General features: G+C 74.3%; 22 protein-coding genes. 17 read left to right on the forward strand and 5 right to left on the reverse strand.

From position 1 onward, the window contains the following. Window position 1 precedes the first annotated feature (1 nt). Window positions 2–388, reverse strand: a complete 387-nt coding sequence (locus ABTZ03_RS01465) for a bleomycin resistance protein (protein ID WP_350510798.1) — start codon at window positions 386–388, stop codon at window positions 2–4. Between the two features lie 96 nt (window positions 389–484). Here ABTZ03_RS01465 and ABTZ03_RS01470 point away from each other — a divergent pair, with 96 nt between their 5' ends. Beyond that, window positions 485–1,654, forward strand: coding sequence for a macrolide family glycosyltransferase (locus ABTZ03_RS01470; RefSeq protein ID WP_350510799.1), 1,170 nt, complete (start codon window positions 485–487; stop codon window positions 1,652–1,654). Between the two features lie 51 nt (window positions 1,655–1,705). On the opposite strand, the gene ABTZ03_RS01475 is transcribed toward ABTZ03_RS01470, so the two are convergent. Then, window positions 1,706–2,770 carry an NAD(P)-dependent oxidoreductase gene (locus ABTZ03_RS01475; protein WP_350510800.1) on the reverse strand — a complete coding sequence of 355 codons (1,065 nt, stop codon included), beginning with the start codon at window positions 2,768–2,770 and terminating at the stop codon, window positions 1,706–1,708. Between the two features lie 303 nt (window positions 2,771–3,073). On the opposite strand from ABTZ03_RS01475, the gene ABTZ03_RS01480 reads away from it, so the two are divergent. The 6 genes from ABTZ03_RS01480 (at window position 3,074) to ABTZ03_RS01505 (ending at window position 9,575) form a co-directional block, all read left to right on the forward strand. Next, a complete protein-coding gene (locus ABTZ03_RS01480) occupies window positions 3,074–3,889 on the forward strand; it encodes a PP2C family protein-serine/threonine phosphatase (RefSeq protein WP_350510801.1) in 816 nt (271 codons plus the stop codon). Between the two features lie 132 nt (window positions 3,890–4,021). Further along, on the forward strand, window positions 4,022–5,038 hold the full coding sequence (locus ABTZ03_RS01485; protein WP_350510802.1) for an MASE1 domain-containing protein: 1,017 nt from the start codon (window positions 4,022–4,024) through the stop codon (window positions 5,036–5,038). Between the two features lie 143 nt (window positions 5,039–5,181). Beyond that, on the forward strand, window positions 5,182–5,937 hold the full coding sequence (locus ABTZ03_RS01490) for a hypothetical protein (protein WP_350510803.1): 756 nt from the start codon (window positions 5,182–5,184) through the stop codon (window positions 5,935–5,937). A gap of 16 nt (window positions 5,938–5,953) precedes the next feature. Then, window positions 5,954–6,505 (forward strand): GNAT family N-acetyltransferase, encoded by a 552-nt coding sequence (locus tag ABTZ03_RS01495; RefSeq protein ID WP_350510804.1) that lies wholly within the window; start codon window positions 5,954–5,956, stop codon window positions 6,503–6,505. Between the two features lie 370 nt (window positions 6,506–6,875). Further along, window positions 6,876–8,111: a damage-control phosphatase ARMT1 family protein gene (locus ABTZ03_RS01500; protein ID WP_350510805.1), complete on the forward strand. Its 1,236-nt coding sequence runs from the start codon at window positions 6,876–6,878 to the stop codon at window positions 8,109–8,111. Window positions 8,112–8,213: 102 nt separating this feature from the next. Then, the gene (locus ABTZ03_RS01505) at window positions 8,214–9,575 is read left to right on the forward strand and encodes an amidase family protein (RefSeq protein ID WP_350510806.1); all 1,362 of its coding nucleotides are present in this window, start codon (window positions 8,214–8,216) and stop codon (window positions 9,573–9,575) included. A 120-nt stretch (window positions 9,576–9,695) separates the two neighbouring features. Here ABTZ03_RS01505 and ABTZ03_RS01510 read toward each other — a convergent pair whose 3' ends face one another. After that, window positions 9,696–13,004, reverse strand: coding sequence for a cytochrome P450 (locus ABTZ03_RS01510; RefSeq protein WP_350510807.1), 3,309 nt, complete (start codon window positions 13,002–13,004; stop codon window positions 9,696–9,698). A gap of 170 nt (window positions 13,005–13,174) precedes the next feature. On the opposite strand from ABTZ03_RS01510, the gene ABTZ03_RS01515 reads away from it, so the two are divergent. The 3 genes from ABTZ03_RS01515 to ABTZ03_RS01525 all read left to right on the forward strand — a co-directional run bounded on the left by ABTZ03_RS01515 (window position 13,175) and on the right by ABTZ03_RS01525 (window position 15,137). After that, entirely contained in the window at window positions 13,175–13,855 is a 681-nt protein-coding gene (locus ABTZ03_RS01515) for a helix-turn-helix transcriptional regulator (RefSeq protein WP_350510808.1), read from the forward strand. Between the two features lie 260 nt (window positions 13,856–14,115). Then, window positions 14,116–14,331, forward strand: a complete 216-nt coding sequence (locus ABTZ03_RS01520) for a hypothetical protein (RefSeq protein WP_350510809.1) — start codon at window positions 14,116–14,118, stop codon at window positions 14,329–14,331. A 302-nt stretch (window positions 14,332–14,633) separates the two neighbouring features. After that, window positions 14,634–15,137, forward strand: coding sequence for an LURP-one-related/scramblase family protein (locus ABTZ03_RS01525; RefSeq protein ID WP_350510810.1), 504 nt, complete (start codon window positions 14,634–14,636; stop codon window positions 15,135–15,137). An 18-nt stretch (window positions 15,138–15,155) separates the two neighbouring features. Here ABTZ03_RS01525 and ABTZ03_RS01530 read toward each other — a convergent pair whose 3' ends face one another. Next, window positions 15,156–16,808, reverse strand: coding sequence for a PLP-dependent aminotransferase family protein (locus tag ABTZ03_RS01530; protein WP_350510811.1), 1,653 nt, complete (start codon window positions 16,806–16,808; stop codon window positions 15,156–15,158). A gap of 199 nt (window positions 16,809–17,007) precedes the next feature. On the opposite strand from ABTZ03_RS01530, the gene ABTZ03_RS01535 reads away from it, so the two are divergent. The 3 genes from ABTZ03_RS01535 to ABTZ03_RS01545 all read left to right on the forward strand — a co-directional run bounded on the left by ABTZ03_RS01535 (window position 17,008) and on the right by ABTZ03_RS01545 (window position 18,592). Beyond that, window positions 17,008–17,499, forward strand: coding sequence for an Lrp/AsnC family transcriptional regulator (locus ABTZ03_RS01535; RefSeq protein WP_350510812.1), 492 nt, complete (start codon window positions 17,008–17,010; stop codon window positions 17,497–17,499). Between the two features lie 93 nt (window positions 17,500–17,592). Next, window positions 17,593–18,216 carry a TetR/AcrR family transcriptional regulator gene (locus tag ABTZ03_RS01540; protein WP_350510813.1) on the forward strand — a complete coding sequence of 208 codons (624 nt, stop codon included), beginning with the start codon at window positions 17,593–17,595 and terminating at the stop codon, window positions 18,214–18,216. Between the two features lie 10 nt (window positions 18,217–18,226). After that, a complete protein-coding gene (locus ABTZ03_RS01545; RefSeq protein ID WP_350510814.1) occupies window positions 18,227–18,592 on the forward strand; it encodes a VOC family protein in 366 nt (121 codons plus the stop codon). Window positions 18,593–18,711: 119 nt separating this feature from the next. Here ABTZ03_RS01545 and ABTZ03_RS01550 read toward each other — a convergent pair whose 3' ends face one another. Then, a complete protein-coding gene (locus ABTZ03_RS01550; protein WP_350510815.1) occupies window positions 18,712–19,365 on the reverse strand; it encodes a TetR/AcrR family transcriptional regulator in 654 nt (217 codons plus the stop codon). Window positions 19,366–19,504: 139 nt separating this feature from the next. Here ABTZ03_RS01550 and ABTZ03_RS01555 point away from each other — a divergent pair, with 139 nt between their 5' ends. The 4 genes from ABTZ03_RS01555 (at window position 19,505) to ABTZ03_RS01570 (ending at window position 24,186) form a co-directional block, all read left to right on the forward strand. Continuing rightward, window positions 19,505–20,140, forward strand: a complete 636-nt coding sequence (locus ABTZ03_RS01555) for an NAD(P)-dependent oxidoreductase (RefSeq protein WP_350510816.1) — start codon at window positions 19,505–19,507, stop codon at window positions 20,138–20,140. Between the two features lie 209 nt (window positions 20,141–20,349). Then, window positions 20,350–20,517: an SflA family class IV lanthipeptide gene (locus ABTZ03_RS01560; protein ID WP_350510817.1), complete on the forward strand. Its 168-nt coding sequence runs from the start codon at window positions 20,350–20,352 to the stop codon at window positions 20,515–20,517. A gap of 2 nt (window positions 20,518–20,519) precedes the next feature. Continuing rightward, complete coding sequence (gene lanL / locus ABTZ03_RS01565; protein ID WP_350510818.1) at window positions 20,520–23,078, forward strand: class IV lanthionine synthetase LanL; 2,559 nt, start codon at window positions 20,520–20,522, stop codon at window positions 23,076–23,078. A 169-nt stretch (window positions 23,079–23,247) separates the two neighbouring features. Then, a complete protein-coding gene (locus ABTZ03_RS01570; protein ID WP_350510819.1) occupies window positions 23,248–24,186 on the forward strand; it encodes a hypothetical protein in 939 nt (312 codons plus the stop codon).

Here is a 24,186-nt window from a genome sequence, read left to right on the forward strand (position 1 = left end):
GTCACGCGCCCCCGGCACGCCCCGGGCTGCCGATGCGCAGCAGGTTGCCACTGCGGTCGACCAGGGCGAACTCCCGCATCCGGTAGGCGGTGTCGACCACCTCCGCCAGTCGGCTGCCGGTGACCGGCTCGGCCGGGACGCCGAGGCGTGCCCAATCCCCGTGCAGGGCGTCCGCGTCGCGGACCTGGAGGTAACAACTTCCCGCGGTGGACAGCGGATCCACCCCCGGGTCGGGCCGGAAGTGGAGCTCCACGGTGCCCCGGACCAGGATCAGGTAGCCGTCCGGCCCGTCCCAGCGGCCGCGCGACTCGAAGCCGAGGCGGCCGTAGAACTCCTGGGTCTCGTCGAGGTCCCGGCTCGGCAGGATCGGCACCGCGTACTCCTCCATGCCGAAACCCCCGTCTTCGCTCCCCGACCGTTACATGACGTACTGTCAGATCGTTGCACACTGCACGCGCGACGACGCCCGAGGAGAGCATTCACCATGCCCCGCCCAGCACACATCGCCATGGTCAACATACCGGCACACGGCCACGTCAACCCCAGCCTGGACGTCATCCGGGAGCTGGTCTCCCGCGGCCACCGGGTCAGTTACGTCAACGACCCGGCGTTCGCCGAGCCGATCGAGGCCACCGGCGCCGCGTTCGTGCCCCACCAGACGGGCCTGCCGATCCTCAAGGGCGCGGTCACGCCCGGAATGAACATGCACGCCCGGGTCTTCGAGGAGGCCCGGGCGATGCTGCCGCGGATGCGGGAGGCGTTCGAGGACGACCGGCCCGACCTCGTCCTGTACGACTTCATGGCGTACGCGGGACGGGCCCTGGCCGACAGTTGGGGCGTGCCGTCCATGATGATCTCGCCGGCCAGGGTCCCCCCGCAGGACGCCGAGCGGGAGCCGTTCCGGACGCTCATGGAGGCCCTGCGGTCGGAGAACATCCCGGAGCGCTTCACCCAGTGGCTGAGCGACAACGGGCTGCCGACCGACGACATCTTCACGTACATGGTGCGGCCCGACCGCGGACTCGCGCTCATCCCGCACGTGCTCCAGCCCGAACCGGAGCAGGTCGACCCCGAGTTGTTCTCCTTCGCCGGGCCCTGCCTCGACAACCGGGAGTACCAGGGGAGTTGGACCCGGCCGGCGGACGCCCGGAAGGTGCTGCTGATCTCGCTGGGCTCCGCCTTCACCCACCGACCCGCCTTCTACCGCGCCTGCCTGGAGGCCTTCGGCGGCCTCACCGACTGGCACGTGGTGCTCCAGGTCGGCCGGGCGACCGACCAGGCCGAGCTGGGCGAAATTCCGTCGAACGTCGAAGTCCACCCGTGGGTACCGCAGTTCGCCGTGCTCCAGCAGGCCGACGCGTTCATCACCCACGCCGGGATGGGCGGGTGCAGCGAGGGCCTGTACTGCGGGCTGCCGATGGTCGCGGTGCCGCAGGCCGCCGACCAGTTCCAGAACGCGGACCGACTGGTCGAACTCGGCGTCGCCCGCCGCCTGGACACCGACCTGGCCACCCCCGCCGCGCTCCGCTCCGCCCTACTGGAGCTGACCACCGACCCGGCGGTGGCGGCCCGGCTGGCCGAGCTCAAGGCCGAGGTCCGCGCGGGCGCGGGCGCGCGCCGGGCCGCCGACCTGATCGAGGCCGCACTGGCCTGACGGGCCCGACAACCGGTCCGCCCCCGCCCGTCGCCCGTCGCCCACGGTCCGCTACCGGGCGGCGGGCGACGGGCCGACCACCGGGACGCCCTCCGCCCGCCCCGCCAGCAGCGCCGCGATGTGGTCGGCGCAGCGCAGCGCCGCCTCGGCCATGGCGCTCCTGGTCATCCCGGCGATGTGCGGGGTGAGGAGGGCGTTGGGCAGGCCGAACAGTGGTGAGGCGAAGGCGGCGTGCTCGTGGGCGAAGGTGTCGACGGCGGCCGCCGCCGGCGGGCCCGCCGGATCGCGCAGGGCGTCCGCGAGGGCCTGCTCGTCGACGATCCCGCCGCGGGCGGTGTTGAGCAGGATCGATCCGGGCCGCATCCGGGCCAACTCCGCCCGGCCGATCAGCCCTTCGGTGTCCGGGGTGAGCGGGACGTGCAGCGAGACCACGTCGCTGGTGGCGAGCAGGGCGTCGAGGGAGTCGACCCGGCGTACGGCGGGGTGGGTGGAGCGCCGCGCGTACCCCTGGACGGTCATGCCCATTGCGGTGGCGCGCTCCGCCAGGGCCGATCCGATCCGGCCGAGGCCGACGAGGCCCAGGGTCAGCTCCGACAGCTCGACCGCCGGGGCGCTCGGTGCGACCCAACGGCCTTGCTGCGCGGCCTCGTTGGACGGCACCAGCGCCCTGGTCAGGGCGAGCAGCTGGGCCAGCGCGAACTCCGCGACGGCGTTGGCGTTGGAGCCGGGCGTGTGGGTGACGGCGACCCCGTGCCGGGCCGCGGCGGCCAGGTCGACGTGGTCGGTACCCGCCCCGGCCCGTGCGACCACCCGCAGCCGGTGGACCAGCCCACGGTCGGTCGCGGCCGCCAGGAAGCGGGCCCGCAGCGGCGAGCCCGCCCGGGACTTGACCGCGTGGTACCCCCGTCCGCCGCGCACCGCCTCGCCGATCAACGCCGTCTCGTCGAACAGGTCGACCTCGGTGAACTCCACCCGCCCCGCCCACCGCCCGGTCACCCCCGCCGGATCGCCCACCCGCCGCAGGTTCAGCGTGACGTCGAGCCCGTGCCCGACCAGCCGCGTCAGCTCCCGGTCCAGCAACTCGCCCGGAGCCGCGTCCAACAGCAGGACCCGCATCCGTCCCCCTTGAGGTTCGTCGAGATCGTCGGCGTGCGCCCCGGATACCGCGGTCGCCCCCGGCCGCCGACCGCCCGCCCCTCGGTGCTGCGCAGCGCCGAGTACCGCCACACGGTACCGCCGAGCGGAGGGGCTGCGAGAGCTCCGGCCACCCACCTGGTGACCCTGCGCACGCAGGGAATCACTTTCAGTCCTCTTCTCCCGGGCCGCCCGCACCGGCCGTCAACGCCTCGGGCGGCCGTCGCCCGTTCGGCCGACATACGCTGGCTCTGATCACCCCGCCCACACGCCGCCGGAGGGCCGATGATCCGACGCCGCCCCGCCGACCGCCCGAGCGCGGACGACCTGCTGACCGAGCTCGGTCGGCTGACCGCGTCCGCCCTGGAGCAGGCCGAGCTCCAGCAGGCCCGGGTGGAGCTGGCCGAGGCGCTGCAGCGCGAGCTGCTGCCGGCCGCGCTGCCGCAGCCGCCCGGGCTGCGGGTGGCGGCCCGGTACGCGCCCGCCCGGCACGGCCTGAGCATCGGCGGCGACTGGTACGACGGCTTCCCGCTGCCGGACGGCTCGGTGGCCTTCTCGCTCGGCGACGTCCAGGGCCACGACGTGGAGGCGGCGGCGATCATGGGCCAGGTACGGGTCGGCCTGCGCGCCGTGGCGGCCACCGCCGCCGACCCCGGCGAGGTCCTCGGCCGGGCCAACGACCTGCTGATCTCCATGGACAGCCGCCGCTTCGCCACCTGCAGCTTCCTGCGCTACGACCCGGCCACCGGGGACCTCTCGCACGCCCGGGCCGGGCACGTCCCGCCGGTCTGGGCGGACGGCGAGGGCCGCTGGGGGCACTACCCCGACGAGGGCGGTCCGCCGCTCGGCGTGGTGCCCGGCCAGCGGTACCCGGTGAGCCACCACCGGCTCTCCGGGGCCGGGGTCGTCGCCCTGGTCACGGACGGGGTGGTCGAGGGGCCGGCCTTCCCGATCGAGGCCGGGCTGGCCCGGGTGGCGGCCGTGCTGCGGGAGCGGGTCTCGGACGATCCGGACACCCTGGCCGCCGAACTGCTGGGGGTCGCCGACCTGACCGGGCACACCGACGACGCGGCCGTGCTGGTGCTGTGCCACGACGGCTGAGACCCCGGTCGACCGCCCGCCCACCACCCGCCTGCCACGGTCGACCGGACCGGGCCCGCGGCCCCCGGACGGCCGGTCCGGGTGACGGCCCCTGCGTGTCACGCCCGCACGGTGCCGCCCGGACGTAGTCAGATGACCACTGTGCCGCCGACCACCACACCCCCTTCCCGCACCCCCCGCCAGCTGGCCGTGACCGCCCTGCGGCTGCTGGCCGTCACCGCGGTCTACCTCGCGGCCGGGCGGATCGGCCTGCTGCAACAGGTGGTGATCGGCGGGGCCAAGGTCACCCCGCTCTGGCCGCCGACCGGGATCGCGCTCACCTGCCTGCTGCTGTTCGGGCTCCGGGTCTGGCCGGGCGTGGCGCTGGGCGCCTTCCTGGTGATCGTCGTCACCGGGCCGCCCCGCTGGGGCTCGCTCGGCATCGTCACCGGGAACACCCTCGCCCCCGTCGCCGCCTACCTGATGCTGCGCCGGACCGGGTTCCGGATCGAGCTCGACCGGCTCCGGGACGGCATGGCCCTGGTCTTCCTGGGGGCGTTCGCCGGGATGCTGATCAGCTCCGGCACCGGCAGCGCGGTCCTGGTCCTCAACGGCACCCTGCCGGCCGACGGGTTCTGGTCCACCTGGACCGCCTGGTGGACCGGCGACGCGATGGGCGTCCTGGTGGTCGCGCCGCTGCTGCTGGCGCTGCGCACCGCCCGGCTGCCCGCCGACCGCGGCCCGTTCACCTGGCTGGAACCGGTCCTGCTGCTGGCCAGCACCGCCGCCGTCACCGTGGTCGCCACCTCCACCACGCTGAGCGTGCTCTTCCTGGTCTTCCCGTTCCTGATCTGGGCCGCCCTCCGCTTCCAACTGCTCGGCGCGGCCCCCTGCGTCCTCCTGGTCTCGGTCATCACCATCACGGCCGCCATCGACCAAGTCGGCCCGTTCACCGGGCACGGGCTGGTCGCCGCGATGGTGATGCTGCAGGCGCTCAACGGCTGCGCGGCGCTCACCGGACTGCTGCTGTCCGCGATCGTCGCCGAGCAGCGCAACACCTACCGGCGGATCGAACAGGCCACCGTCGAGCTGGCCCGGGTCGTCCAGCGGCTGGCCCCCGGCAAGGTCGACACCGACCGGTGGCTGCCGCCGGAGGACGGCGACCGCTGACCACCCCGGTACCGCTTCCGGCCCGGGTTCCGCAACGGAACGTCCACCGCTCCCCCCACCGTCCTCCACAAACCGCCCGCCCCGGCAAAAGGATCACCCCCACGACCGTCCACCCCCGGCCTGACCTGGCAGGATCTCCCGCCATGACGCACAACGAGACGCCCGGGACGCCCGTGCCCACCGCCGGGCCGCAGGACCAGCCGGGCGGCCCGGGAGGTCAGGCAGGCCAGGGGGTCGGGACGAAGAACGGCGGGAAGAGCGGCAAGAAGAACGACGCGCCGTGGCCGCGTCACCCGTGGCTGACCGCGCTGTGGATCCCGGGGGCCGCCGTGCTGATGCCGCTCGGCGGGGCGCTCGGCGCGTTCGGGGCCTGGTTCATCCTCCCCTCGCTGGTCCTGGCCTTCGCCGGGGCGATCGGCCTGATCTACGCCCTGGTGTCGCTCTGCCAGTCCGGGCCGCTGCGCGGCGCGGCCCTGGTGCTGCTGATCGCCCCGCTGATCGCCGTACCGCTGATCAGCATGAACGCCGTGCAGTCCGCCGTGCTGTCCGCCCGTGGCACCGCCCACCAGGGCACCGTCACCGACATCACGGTCAGCCACGGCAAGGGCACCTCGTACACCTGCGCGGTGCACTACGACCACGACGCCCCGGAGCGCACCCACTCCGTCCGCTGCGGTTCCCTCGACACGGTGGGCGAACAGGTCAGCGTCACCGAGGACCCGGGCGGCCTGGTGGAGCCGGAGTTCACCGCGAGCGCCGAGAACCCCCGCTTCGACGTCACCATGGTCGGCCTCGCCGACGTCACCCTGCTCACCGTCTCCGCCGGCGCCGCCACCCTCGGCGCCCTGCTCCACCTGCTGCGGAAGCGTCGTAATCCCCTTGCGGAGGCGGCAGGGTAGCGGACATCCTCCGGTGATGGACCACGTACGACAGGCCGAGCAGGAAATCGTCCTCGGCGAGGTGACGCTCCGCCGTTTCCGCGGCGAGGCGGACCTCCCCGAGTTCTTCCAGGTCATCGAGGAGTCGCTGGAGCACCTGCGGCCCTGGATGCCGTGGGTCGCCGAGCACAGCCGGGCGAAGACCACCGAGTTCCTGGCCGAACGGGCCGAACTGTGGGAGAGCGGACGGGACTTCACCTACGCGATCCTGCTGGACGGCGCCATCGTCGGCGCCTGCGGGCTGTTCCGCCGCGAGGACACCGCCGAGAACGGCCGGGAGATCGGCTTCTGGCTGCACCCCGCCGCCACCGGTCGCGGCATCGCCACCCGGACAACCCGGGCGCTGACCGAACAGGCCTTCCGGCTCCCCGGCGTGGACTTCGTCGAGATCGTCCACGACCCGGCCAACCACGCCAGCCGCGCCGTCCCGATCCGCCTCGGCTTCACCGAGCACGCCCGCCGACCCGCCGAAGCGCTCGCCCCGGCCGAGACCGGCGAGGAGCAGATCTGGCGGCTCCGGCGCGCCTGACCGACCCCGCAGAACCCCACCCCGGGCAGGGCGGGGCCCGACGGTCCGCCGCCGTGGGGGAGGCGAACGGACCGCCGGGCGGCGCCCGCCGGACGGGACGATCCGGCCGGACGCCGTGGGAACGAACGCGGCCGGAGACCTCACCTCCGCGCGGAGCGCCCCATCTCGAACCCCGCGTTCCGGCCGCATACCCTCTGCCGCGACCTCCCGCGTCCGTTCCCACGCCCAGGAGACCGCCCGACGGCGGTGCCGATAACACTTTTTCGCCCCCACCCGCGCCGCCCTTCCACTCCCGCCCCACGGCACGTGATCGTCTACTGTCGGCGGAAGCCGCCCACCCCGGCGGCGACGCCGACAGGAGACCGCCACCGTGCCCGACGCCCCCGTGATCCGCAGCGACGTCCCCGGATCCTTCGCCCGGAGCGTCTTCCACGAGCGCCACCCCGAACTCGTCCGGCGCGTCCTCGACGCCCTGCCGTACGGCCCCGCCGAACGGGCGGCGATCGAGCGGCTGCTCACCGAGAGCACCGGCGGCGGCGTCCTGGAGCCCCTCCCCGCGGACGCCCCGGACGCCGCCCAGTGGCTGGCCTGGGGCGAGGGCCGGTGGGGCGAACCCTGGAGCGAGGCGCCGTTCCTGTGGGCGGAGAGCTACTTCTACCGCCGACTGCTCGACGCCACCGGCTACTTCCGGCCCGGCGCCTGGCAGGGCGTCGACCCGTTCGCGCCGTTCAAGGACGCCGAACTGCGCGGAACCGCCGTGGACGGGGAGTTGGCCGCCCTGAGCGGCCTCACCGATCTGCCGCCCGACCGACGGACGGACGCCCTGCTGGCCTCCGCCCTGTGGGGCAACCGCGCGGACCTCAGCTTCGCCATGGCCGCCGAGTCCGGCGAGCCCGACGAGTCCGACGAGTCCGACGAGTCCGACGACCGAGGGCCGTCCGTACCGGCCGCCTCCCCACCGGCCGCATCCCCACTGGCCGCCGACGACAGCGCGCTGCTGCACGCCGAGTTGACCCGGTCCGGACCCGGACGGGTCTGCCTGATCGCCGACAACGCGGGCCGCGAACTGCTGCCGGACCTCGTCCTGATCGACCACCTGCTGACCGCCGCCCTCGCCGCCGAGGTCGTCCTCCACGTCAAACCGCAGCCGTACTTCGTGTCGGACGCGACGACGGACGACGTCCTCGCCACCGTCCAACGCCTGCGCACCGCACCGGTACCCGCCGCCGAGGCCATCGGCCGCCGCCTCTGGCAGGCGCTGACCGCCGGCACCCTCACGATCCGCACCCACCCGTTCCACTGCGCCCCGCTGCCCTACCACGACCTGCCCGCCGACCTCCGCGCCGAACTCGCCGGCGCCACACTGACGATCCTCAAGGGCGACCTCAACTACCGCCGCCTGGTGGGCGACCGCCACTGGCCACCGACCACCCCCTTCGCCGCCGCGGCCGGCCACTTCCCCTCCCCCGTCGCGGCCCTGCGCACCCTCAAGTCGGACGTCGTCGTCGGCCTCGCCCCCACCACCGTCACCCGCCTCGACGCCACCGGCACCCCCTGGCGCACCAACGGCCGACACGCCGTCATCCAGGTCCGCCCGCACCCGTAGCCGCCGTCCGACCTGCCCGGCCGCACCCCCGCGTCCCGGGCCCCGGGCCCGGGTACGGTGTGATCGACCGTCACCCGGGACGCCGCACGGAGGAACCGCCCCATGCCCGAGCAGCACACCACGGCGCAGGCCCTCGTGGCGGCCGCGCTCGACCGGGCCGCCGCCGTCGAGCACCTCAACGCGTTCATCACGCTCGACGCGGAGGGAGCGCTCGCGGAGGCGGCCCGGCGGGACGCGGGCGACGCGCGGGGCGCGGGAGGCCCGGAGGGCGTGCGGGCGAAGGCCTGGGGCCTGGTCGTCAAGGACAACATCCACGTCGCCGGCCTGCCCAACACCGCGGGCACCCCCGCGCTGACCGGCTTCGTCCCGGACGCCGACGCACCCGTGGTCACGGCCCTGCGCTCGGCCGGGGCGATCGTGCTGGGCAAGACCAACATGCACGAGCTCTCGCTCGGGGCCACCTCCTGCAACCACACCTTCGGCGCCGTCGGCAACGCCGCCGACCCGGCCCTGTTCGCGGGCGGCAGCAGCGGCGGTACGGCGGCCGCGGTGGCGACGGGCGTCGCGGAGGCCGGGCTCGGTACCGACACCGGCGGTTCCGTCACCGTCCCGGCCGCGCTGAACGGGGTCTACGGCCTGCGCCCCAGCGCCGGGCGCTACCCCTCGGCGGGGATCACCCCGCTGTCCACCACCCGGGACACCCCCGGGCTGATCGCCCGCAACCTGGCCCGCCTGACCGCGCTCGACACCCTGGTCACCGGGGAGACCTCCGACCACCGGGACCCGGAGCGTCCGCTGCGGCTGGGCCTGCCGCGGCAGGTGTTCGCCGAGGACCTGGAGGGCCCGGTCCAGGCCGCCTGGGAGGTCGCGGTCGACCGGCTCGGTCCGGCCGGGGTCCAGTGGGTCCCGGTGGACACCGCGCACCTGGCGACCGCCGACGCCCGGATCGGTTTCCCGCTCGTCTTCGGCGAGTTCGCCGCCGCGCTGGCCCGCTACCTGGACGAGCACCGCACCGGCCTCTCCCCCGTCGAGGTCCTGGACGCGGTCGGCGATCCGGACATCGCCGAGCTGCTCAAGACCACCGCACTGCCCGACGCCCCCGGGTTCCTGGGGCCCGCCGGCCTGGACGCCGCGCTGGACCGGCGCCGCGCGCTGCAGTCGGACTACGCCGAACTGTTCACGGCGAACGGGCTGGACGCGATCCTCTGCCCCACCGTCCCGGTCTGCGCCCGACCGCTGCGCCGGTACGAGGACAGCCTCCCGCTCAACGGCCGCGAGGTGTCCACCTTCCACACCCTGATCCGCAACACCTCCCCGGCGGCCACCGCGGGCCTGCCCTCGGTGACGCTCCCCCTCCCGGTCGACGGATCGGCGCCGGTCGGCGTCCAGCTGATCGGCCCCCGGCTGACCGACCGGGCGCTGCTGTCGGCGGCCGCCCGGGTCGACGCCCTGCTGCACGCCTGACGCCGGGGGCCGTCCGCCCACCACGCCGGTCGAGGCGCAGCGGACGGACGGCCCGGTCGGTCAGGCGTCAGGCGTCGGGCGTCGGGCGTCAGGCGGTCAAGCCGTCGGGCCGTCGGGCCGTCAGCCCGCGTAGACGTCCTCGACGTAGCGGCCGGCCTCGACCAGGCCCTGCAGCCAGTCCTGCGCCTGCCGCTCGTCCGCCCCCGGCGTGCGCTCCCGGTAGAGCGCCCGGAAGGCCTCCCGCACGCCGGGCGCCATCCGGGCGCCGTCGCCGCACACATACACCTCGGCCCCGGCGGCGAGCAGCTCCCAGACCTCCGCCGCCTCGGCCGCGATCCGGTCCTGGACGAAGCGCCGCCCGTCCTGCGGCCGCTCGCTGAACGCGGGCCGCATCGAGACGGCGCCGGCCCGCTCGGCCGCCTCCAGCTCGGACCGGTGCAGGTAGTCGGCGTCCGGGGCGTCGCAGCCGAAGTACAGCAGCGCCGGGGCGAGCCCGGTTCCGGCGGAGAGCAGCGCCCGGCGGTCGGCGACGGCGCCGCGGAAGGGTGCCAGGCCGGTACCGGCCGCGATCATGATCACCGGGGTGCGGTGCCCGATCCGGAACGCCTCCCGGCACGGCTGCACCCGGGCGAGCACGATGTCCCCGACGGCCACCCGGTCGAGGTAGCCGGAGCCGGTGCCGCGGTAGGTGCCGCGGCCGGAGCGGGCCGGGGCGCTGAGCACCGACACCATCAGGTCGACCTCGCCGCCCGCTCCGGAGGCCCCCGCACCGGCGGCCGGTGAGGAGGAGATCGAGTAGTGCCGGGGCCGGATCGGCGGCAGCAGCTCCAGCAGCACCGGCCAGGTCAGCACCTCCCGCAGCGCCGGGTGGTCCTCGACCAGGTCCAGCAGGGTGCGCGGGTCGTCCGCGGGCAGCGCCCGCAGCGCGGCCTGCTCGGGCGGGCAGGGGTTGAGCGCGGCCAGTGCGGCGCGCTGCTCGGCGGTCGGGCGGTCCTGCAGTTCGACGTGGTGGGTGAGCAGTTCCCGGACGGTCAGCGGGCGGTCGACGGCCGGCCCGGTGCGCCGGTGGCCGACGATGCCGAGCAGCGTCTCCGGGTCGGCGCCGAACAGCCGGGCGGCCCGCTCGACCAGGGCGGGGTCGTTGGCCGGGAGCACGGTCAGGTGGTCGGCGGTCCGGTAGTCGGTGCCCGCCGGCAGGGCGAGCCGGACCAGCCGCTTCACCCGGTGGTAGCCGGGGTCGGTCAGGCTGTCGACGGCGGTGACGGTCAACTCGCTCATGCCGTGCCGGGCGGCCAGCGCGTGCAGCGGGCCGCCGACCAGCTCGGTCACGGTGAACCCGGCCTCCTCGCGCGGCGCGGCCACCGCCTCGGCGTCGCCGTGCCGGGTCAGCAGCAGGTCGGTCAGCGCCTCGGTGAACTCCCGTACCGTACCGGTGAGATCGCCGGAGGCGTCGGCCTCCGCTCGGTCGAGCAGCCGGGTGCCGCCGAGGGCGGTGAGCCGCTCGTCGATCAGGCCGGGGACGCGCTGGTAGGTGGCGGCGTAGGTGCGGTCGCCGATGCCGAGCACGGCGTACTCGACGCCGGCGGCGGCGCCCTCCGGGGCCTCGCCCAGGCGGCGGAAGAACTCGGCGGCGTCGTCGGTGGGTTGGCCGTTGTACGAGGCGGCGGTGATCACCACCAGCCGGTCGGTGGGCAGGCCGTCGGCGTACGCGTCCAGCGGGGCGATCGCGGTGTCGCAGCCCAGGTCGGCCGCGGTGTCGGCGAGTTGGCGGCTGAACTCGCGGCAGGCACCGTAGTTGGAGCCGTGCAGGAGCAGCAGTCCGGTGCCCTGGCGGACCCGGCCGGGGCGCTCGGCGGCCTGCGCGATCCCGGCCCGCCGCACCCCCTGCTCCGGCTGGTCCGACCGGAGCGGCTGGACCGGCGCGGGGGTGCGCGGGGCGAGGGCGAGGGTGAACCCGTCGGGCTTGATGGTGAGGGTCTGCTTGAGGTTCAGCCGGTAGCCGGCGTGGTCGATCAGCCGGTAGCGGTGCACCAGCATGCCCAGCAGCATGGCCGCCTCGTGCAGCGCGAACTGCCGTCCGATGCAGGCGCGTTCGCCGGTGCCGAAGGGCTTGAAGGCGTGCGGCGAGCGGGCCTCCTCGCGCTTCGGGTCGAACCGGGAGGGGTCGAACAGCTCCGGGTTGTCGCCCCAGGCCCGGTCGCGGTGCAGCATCGGGGTCAGCACGAAGATCGGCAGTCCCGGGCGGACCGGGATCCGCCCGCCGAGCAGGGTCTCCGCCCGCGCCTCCCGGCTGAACTGGGGCGCCGTCGGCCACAGTCGCAGCGCCTCGCTGAGCACCTGCCGGGTGTGGCGCAGCCGACCGACGTCCTCGTAGGAGGGCTCCGGGTCGGCCTGGTCGCCCCAGAGCGCGTCCACCTCCTGCTGCACCAGCCGGAGTTCGGAGGGGTGCTTGGCCAGGTAGTGCAGCGCGAAGGAGAGCGCGCCCGAGGTGGTCTCGTGGCCGGCGATCAGGAAGGTGATCACCTGGTTGCGGATGTTCTCGATGTCCAGCCGGGTGCCGTCGGAGGGGTGCACCGCGCCGAGCATCAGGCCGAGCAGGTCCTCGGCCGGGCCGGCCTCGGCGCCGCTCTCCACCCGGGCGGCGATCACCTCGTCCACCACGCCGGCCAGGTAGTCGGCGTCCCGTCGGAAGGCGGCGTCCCGCTCGGTGTGGTCGAGGTCGGGGTCGCGGGTGAGCTTGGTCATCGCCCACTCCAGGCAGCGCACCATGGCCTCCACGAACGGGTGGGGCTCGTCCCGCTCGAAGGAGCCGAAGTCGAAGCCGAACCCGGCCAGCCCGATGGTGTCCAGGGTCATCCGGGTCATGTCGCCGGGCACGTCCACCGTCAGCCCGGCGGCCGAGCGGCGGTCCCAGGACTCGATCACCCGACGGGCCACCCTGAGCATCACCGGGTGGTAGGTGCGCATCGAGCCGAGCGCGAACGCCGGCATCAGGATGTCGTGCGCCCGGGCCCAGTTCGGTTCGTCGTTGTAGGCGGTGAACAGGCCGTCCCCGGTGAACTCCCGGACGTTCTCCAGCGCCGGGCCGACCGCCTTGGTGAAGCGCTCCTCGTCGGCCAGCTCCTCCACCAGCTCCAGGCTGCTGACCATCAGCACCTCCCGGCCGTGCAGGCGCTGGAGGAACACCGAGCCGTGCTCTCTGGCCAGGTCCATGGTCCGCAGCACGGGTACGTTGACCGGCGGCAGGCCGGAGATGTCCACCAGCGGCACCCCCGGCACCCAGGTGTCGATCACGGCCCCGGTAGCGGCGCCGGTCGCGGTCGCGGTGCCGGTCGCGGCTCCGTCGGCGGTCGCGGAAACGGTGTCCCGGATGGCCTCGGCGGCGGCTTCGACGGCTTCGGACCTGGCCTCGGTCGTGGTATCGGTCATCGGTGGGTCCCTCCCACGGCAGGAAAGTTCTCGGTATCTCCACTCTCTGCCCCCGCCGAACGGTCCGGGCCGCCCTCACTACATGATTGTGTAGTGCCAGCGGCATCAGGGGACTTGCCTACGACCCGTCAGTTCTGACCTGGGCGGTTGCCGCGGGAGGAGGACGAGGCATGCGACCGACCGACAGCTGCGGTCCGGCACCGGGCACCCGCCCGGACGCCGCGGTGATCTGGCGCAACCGGGCGCTGCGCCTGCTGGACCACGTGCCGCTGCCCATCGCGGTGTGCGAGTGGGGCGGCCGGATCCTGATCGTCAACCGCGCGATGGCCGCCGAGTTCGGCGGCCTGCCGGGCCAGTTGCGCAACCGCCGGATCCTGGAGTACTTCACCCTGCGGGACGACGCCACGCTCCAGGCACTCGGCGAGGCGGTCCGGCTGCACCGCCGCTCGCAGTACTCGGCCCGGGTCTCCTGGACGCCCGCCGGCCGCGGCGAGCGCCGCGGCGAGATGACCGTCGACCTGGTCAGCGACACCCCCGAGCAGACCCCGAACCTGCTGCTGTCCCTGCACGCCCGCGACGAACCCGCCGCCCGCCCGACGCCCCCGGTCCCCGCCAACCGGCCCACGGCCAGCCCGATCGAGGCCCGGATCCTCGCCGCGGCCGCCCGGGGCGCCACCACCGCGCGGATCGCCAAGGAGATCGGCCTCACCCCGGACGGCGTCAACTACCACCTCACCCGGCTCTCCCGCCGCTGGCAGCTGCCCAACCGCACCGCCCTGGTCGCCCGCGCGTACGCCCTCGGTGTCCTCGCCCCCGACACCTGGCCCCCGGAACCGGCCCACCCGCACTGACGGGGGCGGACCCGAGGGCCTCGGCCGGCCGAACCCTAACCGCCCGCCCCGCCCGTACCGGGCCGGATCCGGTAGACCGGGGTGCGGTTGGCGTCGGCCTCCCCCAGGGCGCGGGCCCGCTACTGCCGCACCGGGCAGCCGATGCCACGTCACATCAGGGGACTCGGCGGTCCTCCGTTGCACCGGAGAACCGCCTGCACGGCCTGCGAATGGCCGCTCCCGACTCGCCGTCAGCCCCGGCGCGTGCTCTGGTAAGGCGCATGACCATCTCATCGCTGGCCCGCCTGGCCGTCCCGCTCGCCACCGCCGCCGTCCTCGCCCTCACCGGCGCCGCCCCCGCCCTGGCCCTCCCGGCCGACGTCACCCGCGAGCAGTGCGAGGCGGGCGGCGGCACCGTCCAGGGCGGCGGCTACTGCGTGGGCGCCGTCGGCGAGGACGAGTGGGGCGCGGACATCGACGGGCAGGGCATCGCCTGACCCGGCATCGCCGGCCCCTGTCTCGTCGGCCCCCGCATCACCACTCCGCGCCATCACCACTCCGCGCCATCACCACCCTGCGTCACCGCCGCCCGGGGTCGAGCCCGGCACCCCGCCCCTCGGACGCCGCCGACCCCCGGCCCGATGTCACCGTCCCGCAGCCGATGTCACCGCCGTGTGGGCGGAAGGTCGCGGACCGGTAAAAGCCTGACCCCCCGCCCCACCCCCGCACTGACCGGCCGCTACGCTCTGGGCCGCGCCGCGCCACGGGGGCCGGCGGATCCGCCACGGGGGGAACCACAGTGCGTTACCTGGTCCGCGACCGCATGTTCGCCTTCCACGAGGAGGCCTGGATCGAGACCGAGCACCGGGAGAGGCTCTACCGGGTGAACCGGAGGTTCTTCCGACTGCGCCGCACCTTCGCCCTGGTCGACACCCGCGGCGAACACGTCGCGAGCATCGTCCGCAAGGCCTTCACGATCCACCACACCCTGCTGATCAAGCAGGAGGGCCAGCCGACCGCCAAGATCAGCAAGAAGATGTTCGCGCTGTTCGGCGACCGCTTCAAGGTCCGTCTCGGCGACGGCCGCCGGCTGAAGGTCAGCGGCAACCTGTGGGACCGCGAGTTCGACATCCGGCACGAGGGCACCACCCTCGCCCACATATCCCGCCGCTGGTTCACCGTCCGCGACGCCTACGCCGTCGACGTGCTCAGCCAGCAGGACGCCCTGATCCTGGTCATCCTCGCGGTCTGCGTCGACCACGTGATCGAGGACGCCAAGGGCGACCAGCTGACCAACCTCTGACGGCTGTCACAGCAGCCGTCACGCCCCCAGGACCGCCGGGTCCTCCGCCAGTTCGGCGAGCAGCGCGTCCAGCTTGGCCCGGTCGACCGAGGGCATCACGAACACGTGCACGTAGCTGCGCCGGGTGGTCTCGTCGCCCGGGACCATCAGCACGTCCTGGGAGGACAGCGACCACTTGGCCACCAGCTCCGGGCTCGGCTTGCGGAACCGCACCGTGACGGCGCCCGGGGTGCGGGCCGGCCAGAGCTCGACGCCGAGCTCCCGCTCCAGCGCGACCAGCCGCCGCTCCAGGTAGGCCGCGAGCTCCTGGGCCCCGCGGATCCGCGCCACCTGGTCGCGGTAGGAGTACCGGGACAGGTGGTCCCAGAGGACCAGCGGGGAGAAGCCGTTGCGGGAGCCGGCGAAGGTGGTGTCCGGCGCGCCGATGTAGTCCGGCTGGGACGGCGGCGAGATCTGGTACTTCACCTTGGTCATGTAGATGCCGCACGGCCACGGCGCGCCCGCCCACTTGTGGCCGCTCATCGCGATCGAGGAGACCATGTCGACCTCGCCGTGCCCGGCCGTGGGCAGCCGCAGGCCGAAGTCGAACTCGGGCAGCTCCGCCTCCGGCGTCCAGCCGTACGCCTCCGGGTCCGCCGCGGCCAGCCGCAGGAACGGCGCGTACCCGGCGCCGAGCGCGCCGTCCACGTGGATCCAGAAGCCGCGGCGCAGGTCGACCAGCGGCCGGCCGGTCCGCGGGCAGCTGCCGTAGACCACCTCGCGCTCCACCAGCCCGTGCCGCTCGAAGATCGGCAGCAGTCGCTCGCAGACCGCCCGGACGTCGTCGTGGGCGCCCTTGAAGGTGCTGCCGAGGTTGAGGTTGACGAAGACCGGGTGCCCCTTGGCGGCGAAGAACTCGACCAGCACGGCGAGCGCGTCGACGTCTATCTCGCCCGTACCGTCCCAGGACAGCCCGGACGGGCCGGGGCGGGACGGCACCTCGGTGGGCCAGCTGCGCAGCCCGGTCACCGGGTCGACCAGCGGGCACTCGTCGGGGTACAGCTCCAGGCCGACGGCGTGGAAGGTCTCCACGCCCAGCACGGCGACGGCCTTGGCGAAGGAGTAGTGGGTGTCCTCGGAGTAGAACGCCACCGGGTGGTGGGCGTTCGGGTTGTGCCGGTCCGGGTCCGCCTTGACGTAGCGCAGGGTGTCGAGCGGGACGGTCGGCGGCTGGATCAGTGCCTTGCCGCTGAGGTAGTCCCGGGCGTTCCACAGGGCGTACATGTTGCCCTCGGTCGAGCCCATGGACAGCATGTAGCCCCAGTAGGACTCCGGGTCGGCGGGGTCGTGCGGCCGCTCGGCGTGCCAGAGCTTCGCGTAGTAGTCGAGCACCGCGCGCTCGACGACCTTGGTGTTGGGCTTGTAGCCGCCGCTCTGGAACGGGTCGCCGAGGTTGTTGATGTTGTTCGGCAGGAACCGGGCCAGGTCCAGCGCGGTGCCCTGCATGTCCTGGGTGGCCTGGTAGCCGACCAGGTGCTTGCGCTTGCGGGTCAGGTACTCGTCCACGGCGTCCAGCGCGCGCAGCCGCCGCTCCTCGCCCAGACCGCCCTCGGGGAGGGCGAAGTCACCGCCGTCCAGCTCCGGACCGGGGTCGACGGCGGTCGCGGCGAGGGGGAAGGCGGTCGGGCTCATGGGCGGTGCGCTCCGGGTTCTTCAGGCACGACGACGGACGGCCGTCACCGTCGGTCGCGATCGTCGATCACGTTCGTCGGTAAGGACCGTCGGTAAGGATGGAACTTTCGGACGCCCCTGGGAAGCCTCGCCGAAGAACATTCGATCAGCGCCCGACCAGGTTTGCGATTCTGCGGAAACGACTGGAATCCTGGCAGGCATGCCGAACAATCCGCAGGCCCGCCGGGCACCGATCGACCACGTCGACCGGGCGATCATCCGCGCCCTGGCCGACAACGCCCGCCTCCCCAACAACGCCCTCGCGGCCGCCGTCGGCATCGCCCCCTCCACCTGCCTGGCCCGGGTCCGGGCCCTCCAGGAGCGCGGCACCATCCGCGGTTTCCGGGCCGAACTGGACCCCGCCGCGATCGGTCTGCCGCTCCAGGCGATGATCTCGGTCCGCCTGCGCGCCCACACCCGCGAGCAGAACGAGAGCTTCCGCGGCACCGCCCCCGACCTGCCCGGCGTCCTCGCCGTCTTCCACATGGCCGGCTCCGACGACTACCTGCTGCACGTCGGCGTGGCCGGGCCCGAGGCCCTGCGCGACTTCGTCGTCGACCACCTCACCACCCACCCCGCGGTCGCCCAGACCCGCACCAATCTGATCTTCGAGCAGATACCGGGCCGCCGCTACCTCGCCCCCGGCCCCTGACGGCCGGGCCCGTCAGCCGCCCTCCGCCGCCTCCCCCGACCGGAGCGAGTATCCCCTTGACCGGAGTGAGCGCTCACTCCGATACTGTCGAGCATGACACCGGAACCCGCCCGTCGACGGGCGCCCGCAATGGATCCCGACAGCCGCCGGGAGATGATCGTCCGGACCGCCCTCCCCCTCGTGATCGAGCACGGCAGCGCGGTGACGACCCGCCAGATCGCCCAGGCCGCCGGCATCGGGGAGGGCACCATCTTCCGCGTCTTCGCGGACAAGGACGAACTCCTCGACGCCTGCACGGCCGAGGCGCTCAGCCCGGCCACCGCACTCGCCGAACTCGCCCTCGTCCCCCTGGACCAACCGCTCGCCGCCCGGCTGGCCGAGGCCGCCACGGCGCTGCAGGCCCATCTGGAGCGGATCGGCGCCCTGATCGGCGCCCTCCACGCGACCGGCGGGCGCGAACGGACCGGCCGGCCCGGCACCGCGGGCGCACCGCCGGACCGGGCGGCCGGCTCACTGCCGGTCCGGGCCGCCGTGGCCGAACTCTTCGCCCCGGACCGCGACACGCTTCGGCTGTCCCCGGATCAGGCGGCGGCGGTCTTCCTCGGCCTCCAGTTCGTCGGGGTCCACGAGCCGGCGGACTCACCGGCCCGGCTGACCACCGAGGAGCTCGTCGACCTCGTCCTGCACGGCGTCCTGTCCCGGCCGACCGAACCCTGAGAGGCGCGGCATGCCCATCACGCTGAACCACACCATCGTCCCGGCCCACGACAACGAGGCCGCGGCGCGCTTCTTCGCCTCCGTCATGGGCCTGGAGTACCGGGGCGCCGACCGGCACTTCGCGCCGGTACGGGTCAACGAGGCGCTCACGCTGGACTTCCTGTCCGTCGCGGCCCCGGAGGGGCACCACCTGGCCTTCGACGTGGACCCGGAGACCTTCGACGGGATCCTCGGCCGGCTGCGCGCCGCCGCGGTGCCGTACGGTGACGACCCGCGCGAGCCCGACAACGGGCGGATCGACCACCCGCTGTGCGCCCGCGGCCTGTACTTCGCCGACGCGGCGGGGAACCTCTACGAGGTGATGTCGCCCGCGTGACGGCGCCGACTCCACGCCTTCCGATCCAGCCGGGCATGCGGCGCCCGGCAGGACCGGAAGCCGGGCGGGACCGGAAGCCCGGCAGGACCGGAAGCCGGGCGGGACCGAACCGGGAGTCCCTACCCGGCGGTCTCCTCGATGCCGCCGAGCAGGGCCCGGACGGTCTCGCGGGCGAAGTCCTCCAGGGCGCCCGGTCTGAGCACGTCGGCCGGACCCTCCCCGGCGTAGAAGACCTCCAGGAAGGCCCGGTGGAAGCAGGCACCGATCAGCAGCATCGCGGTGGCGTCCGGGTCGACGTCGGCGATCCGGCCGAGTCGCCGCTCCGCCCGCAGGTAGTCGGCCAGACGTGAACTGACGTGGTGCGGACCGGCGTTGTCCAGCCTGCGGCGGTGGGCGGCGAGCAGTTCGGGGCTGGCGAGCAGTCCGCCGGCCATCGGGAAGGACTGCCGGTAGAACGGCACCGCGACCAGGACGACCGCCTCCAGGTGCTCACGCACCGTGCCCTGCCCGGCCCGGGCGGGCAGTTCGGCGATGGCCTCGGCCAGCCGCGGGGCGCGTTCGCGCAGGACCCGGACGAAGATCTCCTCCTTGTCCCGGAAGTGCTTGTAGAGGGCGGCCTCCGAGCAGCCCGCCTCCCGGGCGATCTGCTTCGTGGTCGCCTTGACCAGCCCGACCGTGCCGATCAGCCGGGCCGCGGCGTCCAGCACCCGCGCCCTGGTCAGCGCGCCTCCGGTGAGCGGCCCGGCCCCTTCGCGGTTCCCCTCGTCCGTCATGGGCGCCAGCCTACCTTGACGCGTGGGTGAGTGCTCACTCACCATGGAGGAAAGGAGGGGAGTGAACACTCACCCACCCCACACTCACCCTGCGCTCTCCTTGCACCCGCCCTGCACTCACCCACCCCCGGGAGGGGTCATGAAACTCGCCGTTCTGGGCGCCACCGGCGGCATCGGCCGCCACCTGGTCGCCCTCGCCCTCGCCGACGGGCACCAGGTCACGGCCGCCGTCCGCGACCCGGCCCGACTGCCCGTCCAGCACGACCGGCTGACCGTGGTCCGGGCCGACGCCCTGGACCCGGCCTCCCTCGAACCCGTGATCGCCGGCGCCGACGCCGTCCTCTCCGGCATCGGCGCGATCGGCCGGATCGATCCGCGCAAACCGGCCTCGACCTCCGCACGCGCGGCGGCCACCGCCATGGCCGCCACCGGGGTGCGCCGCATCCTGGTGGTCAGCGCCGGCCCGCTCAACCGCTCCGGGGCCGGGCAGTCCCTGCTCAGCGCGAAGGTCTTCGGCCCGCTGCTGTGGGCCGTGCTCCGGGACGTCTACACCGACCTGGAGGCCATGGAGCGCATCCTGCGCGCGAGCGACCTGGACTGGACGGCGGTGCGGCCGCCACGACTGACGGACCACCCCGGCCAGGGGCGCTACCGGCACGCCGTCGAGGCCGGACCGGCCGGGGCCGCCGTCCCGCGCGCCGACGTCGCCCGGGCCATGCTGGACCTGGTCGCCGACCCGACGAGCTTCCGGCACGCGGTCGGCGTCAGCTCCTGAGCCCCGATCCGGCTCCGCCCACGATTTCGCCACCTTCTCCACGGATGTGCGGGAAAAGTGGAGTCGACGCGTCCTGCCCCCTTGCCAGGCCCAAGGTTCCTCCCTACCTTCGTGGTTCGGGATCCCGGGCGGCTCGCACCCCGAGCGTCCGTGAGGGCTGCGACCCATGGCGTGTCATCGGAGCACGACAAGAGATCTGGAGGCGTCACATGCCCGGAACCATGATCGAGGAGATCCGCGACGCGGGTCCGCTGATGGTCGACGACGAGGCCGTCCTGTTCGAGGACGACGACCGCGCCGACCGGGAGGCCACGGCCTGTCTCGCCGACCCGTGGGTCACGGCCACCACCCGACTCGCCTGCGACTTCAACTCCTGACGGTGACCGGTTCCACCGCCGGCCGCCGCGATTGGTCCGACGACACCTGGTCGTACCTGACCGACCCGCGGATGCCGGCGGTGGAACACGGTTGGAAGCTGCACCTCTCGGCGCGGCCCGGCGGGCTGGCCGAGCTGACCGCCCTGGTGCTGCCGGTGCTGGCGCGGTACGTCTGCCACGCCAAGTGGGCGGCCGGCCCGGAGGTCCTGCGGGAGCTCAACTCCGGTGTGCGCGGCGACGGTTCGGTCGGCAAGGCGGTCACCGTCTACCCGGCCCCGGACACCGTGGTCGCACTCGCCGACGAACTCGTCGCGGCGCTGCGCGGCCGGGAGGGTCCACAGGTCGTCAGCGACCGGCGGGTCGACCCGGACGCACCCGTCTACTACCGGTACGGGCCGTTCACCGGCGACTACCGGACCGGCCGGAGCGGACGGCTGGAGTCGGTCATGGTCGGCCCGGACGGCCGGCTCTTCGACGGGCTGGCGGTCGGCTCCTACCGCTGCCCGCCCTGGGCCGCCGACCCCTTCGCGCAGCGGGCGGCCACTGCCCGCACCTCCCCCGACCGCGACCCCGACCCGGCCGGCACCCGCACCTCCCCCGGCCTCGGCGGCGGCCGCTACCGGGTCACCGCCGGCATCGCCCGCAAGCCGCAGGGCAACGTCTACCGGGCGGTCGACCTGACCGACGGACGGCCGGTGGTCGTCAAGCAGGCCCGCGCCTTCGTCGCCGAGGACGAGTCCGGCGCGGACGCCCGCACCCGGCTGCACAACGAACGGGCCGTCCTCACCGCACTCGACGGCCTCCCCGGCGTACCCCGGGCCCTCGACTGCTTCCGGCACCGCGCGGACGAGTACCTGGTGATGACCAGCTGCGGCGACCGCGACCTGCGCCGCGAGGTCCAGCAGCACGGCCCGTACGCCCCCGACCGGCTCACCGACCTGGCCGGGCGGCTGCTCCGCCTCCTGGACGGCATCCACCGGCGGGGCGTGGTGGTCCGCGACCTGAAGCCCGACAACGTCGCCCTGGACGCCGAAGGCCGGTGCCACCTGGTCGACTTCGGGATCAGTGCCCTGAACGGCACCGACCCGGACGGCGCGACGCCCGGCTACAGCGGCCCGGTCCGGCGCCCGACCGGAGAGGCGGCCCAACCGGCCGACGACTACCACGCGTTGGGCGCGACCCTCGCCTTCGCCGCCACCGGCCTGGACCCGGTGATCGTCGACCCGGACCCCGCCGTCAACCGGGGCCGCACCCTGACCGGCCTCGGCTGGGCCCTGCCCGGCGCCGAACACCGTCAACTGCGCGACCTGATCGCAGAGTTGACCAGCCCCGACCCGGAGGTCCGAACCACCGGCGCGCACCGGCTGCGCACCGGGACGCCCTCCGGGAGCCGCCCGCACCACCCCGGCCCGCCGCGCGGCCCCGGGCAATCGCTTGTCGACGACGACCTGCTCGCCGAGATCATCGCGCACACCAGCGCCTACTGCGTCGCCGAGGCCCACCGGATCGCCGACCCGGCGCTCGCCGCCCGAACGGCCGTCCCGACCCCGATCGACGTCTACGGCGGCAGCGCGGGCCTCGGTCTGGAGCTGCTCCGCCACCTCCACCGGCCCGGCGTGCCCGAGGCCGTCGACGCGCTGGCACGGTGGACGGCGGGCCAGTCCCGCAGCCTGTCGCCGGGCTTCTACTCCGGCCGCACCGGCGTCGACCTGTTCCTCACCGAGGCCGGGATCACCACCACCCACATCGCCGACAGCGCTGGGCCGCCCGCCCGGGGCCCGGACGGCGGACCACCCGAGGCGGACCTGATCGAGGGCGTCGCCGGCATCGGCATCGGCCGCCTGCTGCTCGCCCGGCACCCCGGTACCGACCACACCCGGCACCTCGCCGTGGCCGCCGACTGCGCCCGGATGCTGGCCTCCGGCCAGGCCCGGCCGTCACCCGCGGGCGCCGACACCCCCGGCCGCGCCGCCCTGCGCGAGGGACTGGCGCACGGCACCGCGGGCATCGCCTACTTCCTATTGGAGTACGGAAGTTCGAGCGGCGACCCGACGGCCCGCCGCCGGGCCGAACAGGCCTGCGCCCAGCTGGCCGCCGTCACCCCGGACCTGCTCGCCCGGGCGACCGCGCCGGGAGCGACCCGCCGGTACGGCTCCTGGTGCCGCGGCCTGGCCGGGGTCGGGGCGGTGCTGGTCCGGGCCGCCGACCGGCTCGACGAGCCCGGGTACCTCGCCCTCGCCCAGCGGACCGCCCGCACCTGCGCCGCGCTCGCGCCGCGGATGCCACTGGTCACCCAGTGCTGCGGCCTCGCCGGGGTCGGCGACCTGCTGGTGGACGTCGCCGTCGCGTCCCGTTCCTGCTCCGAGGAGTTCTGGGACGCCGCCACGACCGTCGCCGCCGTCCTCCTGAGCCGCAGCGGCGGCAGCCCGTCCCGCCCGGTCTTCCCGGACACCGGCCTCACCCGGCCCTCCGCCACCTGGGCCGGCGGCTCGGCCGGCGTGCTCGGCTTCCTCCGCCGCCTGCACGACCGGGGCGGCCCACGCCTCGGCCTGCTCGACTGACCACGAGCGCCCCGATTCCGGTGCACCGACAAGGGATTGGTATGAGCACGGCAAAAGGCTCCCCGCCCCGCGTCCACCAACTGGACGGACCGCCCGCCGAGTTGATGTGGTGTCCGGGCTCAACCCGTACGAACAAACCTCCCACACCCTCACACTCGGGAGCAGACGCATGCGCACACCGCTCAAGGCCGCCGCCCACACCCTCACCGCGCTGGCCCTGGCCGCCTTCTGCACCACCGCGCTGGCCACCGGCGCCGAGGCGCAACCCGCCCCGGCCGGCGCCCACTTCGGCGCCAAACCGCTCACCCCCGGCGCCGGGCACCGGTCACCCACGGCCGCCACCAACACCCTCTCGGTCGGCTCCGCCGCCAGCCAGGGGGTGGTGTCCCCCACCCCCAAGGTGTACCTGGTGTTCTGGGGCACCCAGTGGTCCTCCGACCCGGCGAAGGTCGCCCCCGACATGCAGAACATGTTCAAGGGCCTCTACGGCGCCAAGGACACCTGGGGCACCATCCTCTCCCAGTACTGCGAGGGCGTCGCCGTCGGCACCACCACCTGCGGCACCAAGGGCGTCCACGTCCAGCACCCGGCGACCACCCCGCTGGCCGGCGTCTGGTTCGACAAGTCCGGTGCCACGCCCACCAACGCGACCGCCGCCCAGATCGCCGCCGAGGCCGGCAAGGCCGCCGCCCACTTCGGCAACACCACCCAGGCACCCAACCTCAACGCCCAGTACGTGGTGCTCTCCCCCACCGGAACGCACCCCGACGGCTTCCCCAACTCCGGCTTCTGCGCCTGGCACGACTTCACCAACACCGCGTACGGCAAGCTGGCCTACACCAACCTGCCGTACATCCCGGACAACGGCGCCGGCGCCTGCACCACCTTCACCGACGGCCGGCTGCTCTCCGGCATCGAGTCCACCGAGACCCACGAGTACGCCGAGACCGTCACCGACTTCTGGCCCAGCATCGGCTGGAACGGCAGCGGCGGAGAGATCGGCGACGAGTGCATCAACCTCGACGCCTACGTCACCCTGAGCACCGGCACCTTCGACCTCCAGGGCCTGTGGTCCAACAGCGCCAACAAGTGCGTGACGCACGGCTGA

Source organism: Kitasatospora sp. NPDC096077, from assembly GCF_040303245.1.
Taxonomy (GTDB): domain Bacteria; phylum Actinomycetota; class Actinomycetes; order Streptomycetales; family Streptomycetaceae; genus Kitasatospora.

Bases quoted from the DNA above. Each gene is read 5' to 3' on its own strand.
- ABTZ03_RS01490 (WP_350510803.1), top strand. From the start codon at position 5,182: ATGACGCACAACGAGACGCCCGGGACGCCCGTGCCCACCGCCGGGCCG.
- ABTZ03_RS01535 (WP_350510812.1), top strand. From the start codon at position 17,008: ATGCCGAACAATCCGCAGGCCCGCCGGGCACCGATCGACCACGTCGAC.
- ABTZ03_RS01545 (WP_350510814.1), top strand. From the start codon at position 18,227: ATGCCCATCACGCTGAACCACACCATCGTCCCGGCCCACGACAACGAG.
- ABTZ03_RS01570 (WP_350510819.1), top strand. From the start codon at position 23,248: ATGCGCACACCGCTCAAGGCCGCCGCCCACACCCTCACCGCGCTGGCC.
- ABTZ03_RS01505 (WP_350510806.1), top strand. From the start codon at position 8,214: ATGCCCGAGCAGCACACCACGGCGCAGGCCCTCGTGGCGGCCGCGCTC.
- ABTZ03_RS01540 (WP_350510813.1), top strand. From the start codon at position 17,593: ATGACACCGGAACCCGCCCGTCGACGGGCGCCCGCAATGGATCCCGAC.
- ABTZ03_RS01555 (WP_350510816.1), top strand. From the start codon at position 19,505: ATGAAACTCGCCGTTCTGGGCGCCACCGGCGGCATCGGCCGCCACCTG.
- ABTZ03_RS01510 (WP_350510807.1), bottom strand. From the start codon at position 13,004: ATGACCGATACCACGACCGAGGCCAGGTCCGAAGCCGTCGAAGCCGCC.
- ABTZ03_RS01515 (WP_350510808.1), top strand. From the start codon at position 13,175: ATGCGACCGACCGACAGCTGCGGTCCGGCACCGGGCACCCGCCCGGAC.
- ABTZ03_RS01475 (WP_350510800.1), bottom strand. From the start codon at position 2,770: ATGCGGGTCCTGCTGTTGGACGCGGCTCCGGGCGAGTTGCTGGACCGG.
- ABTZ03_RS01465 (WP_350510798.1), bottom strand. From the start codon at position 388: ATGGAGGAGTACGCGGTGCCGATCCTGCCGAGCCGGGACCTCGACGAG.
- ABTZ03_RS01480 (WP_350510801.1), top strand. From the start codon at position 3,074: ATGATCCGACGCCGCCCCGCCGACCGCCCGAGCGCGGACGACCTGCTG.
- ABTZ03_RS01485 (WP_350510802.1), top strand. From the start codon at position 4,022: ATGACCACTGTGCCGCCGACCACCACACCCCCTTCCCGCACCCCCCGC.
- ABTZ03_RS01470 (WP_350510799.1), top strand. From the start codon at position 485: ATGCCCCGCCCAGCACACATCGCCATGGTCAACATACCGGCACACGGC.
- ABTZ03_RS01550 (WP_350510815.1), bottom strand. From the start codon at position 19,365: ATGACGGACGAGGGGAACCGCGAAGGGGCCGGGCCGCTCACCGGAGGC.
- ABTZ03_RS01530 (WP_350510811.1), bottom strand. From the start codon at position 16,808: ATGAGCCCGACCGCCTTCCCCCTCGCCGCGACCGCCGTCGACCCCGGT.
- ABTZ03_RS01560 (WP_350510817.1), top strand. From the start codon at position 20,350: ATGCCCGGAACCATGATCGAGGAGATCCGCGACGCGGGTCCGCTGATG.
- ABTZ03_RS01520 (WP_350510809.1), top strand. From the start codon at position 14,116: ATGACCATCTCATCGCTGGCCCGCCTGGCCGTCCCGCTCGCCACCGCC.
- ABTZ03_RS01495 (WP_350510804.1), top strand. From the start codon at position 5,954: ATGGACCACGTACGACAGGCCGAGCAGGAAATCGTCCTCGGCGAGGTG.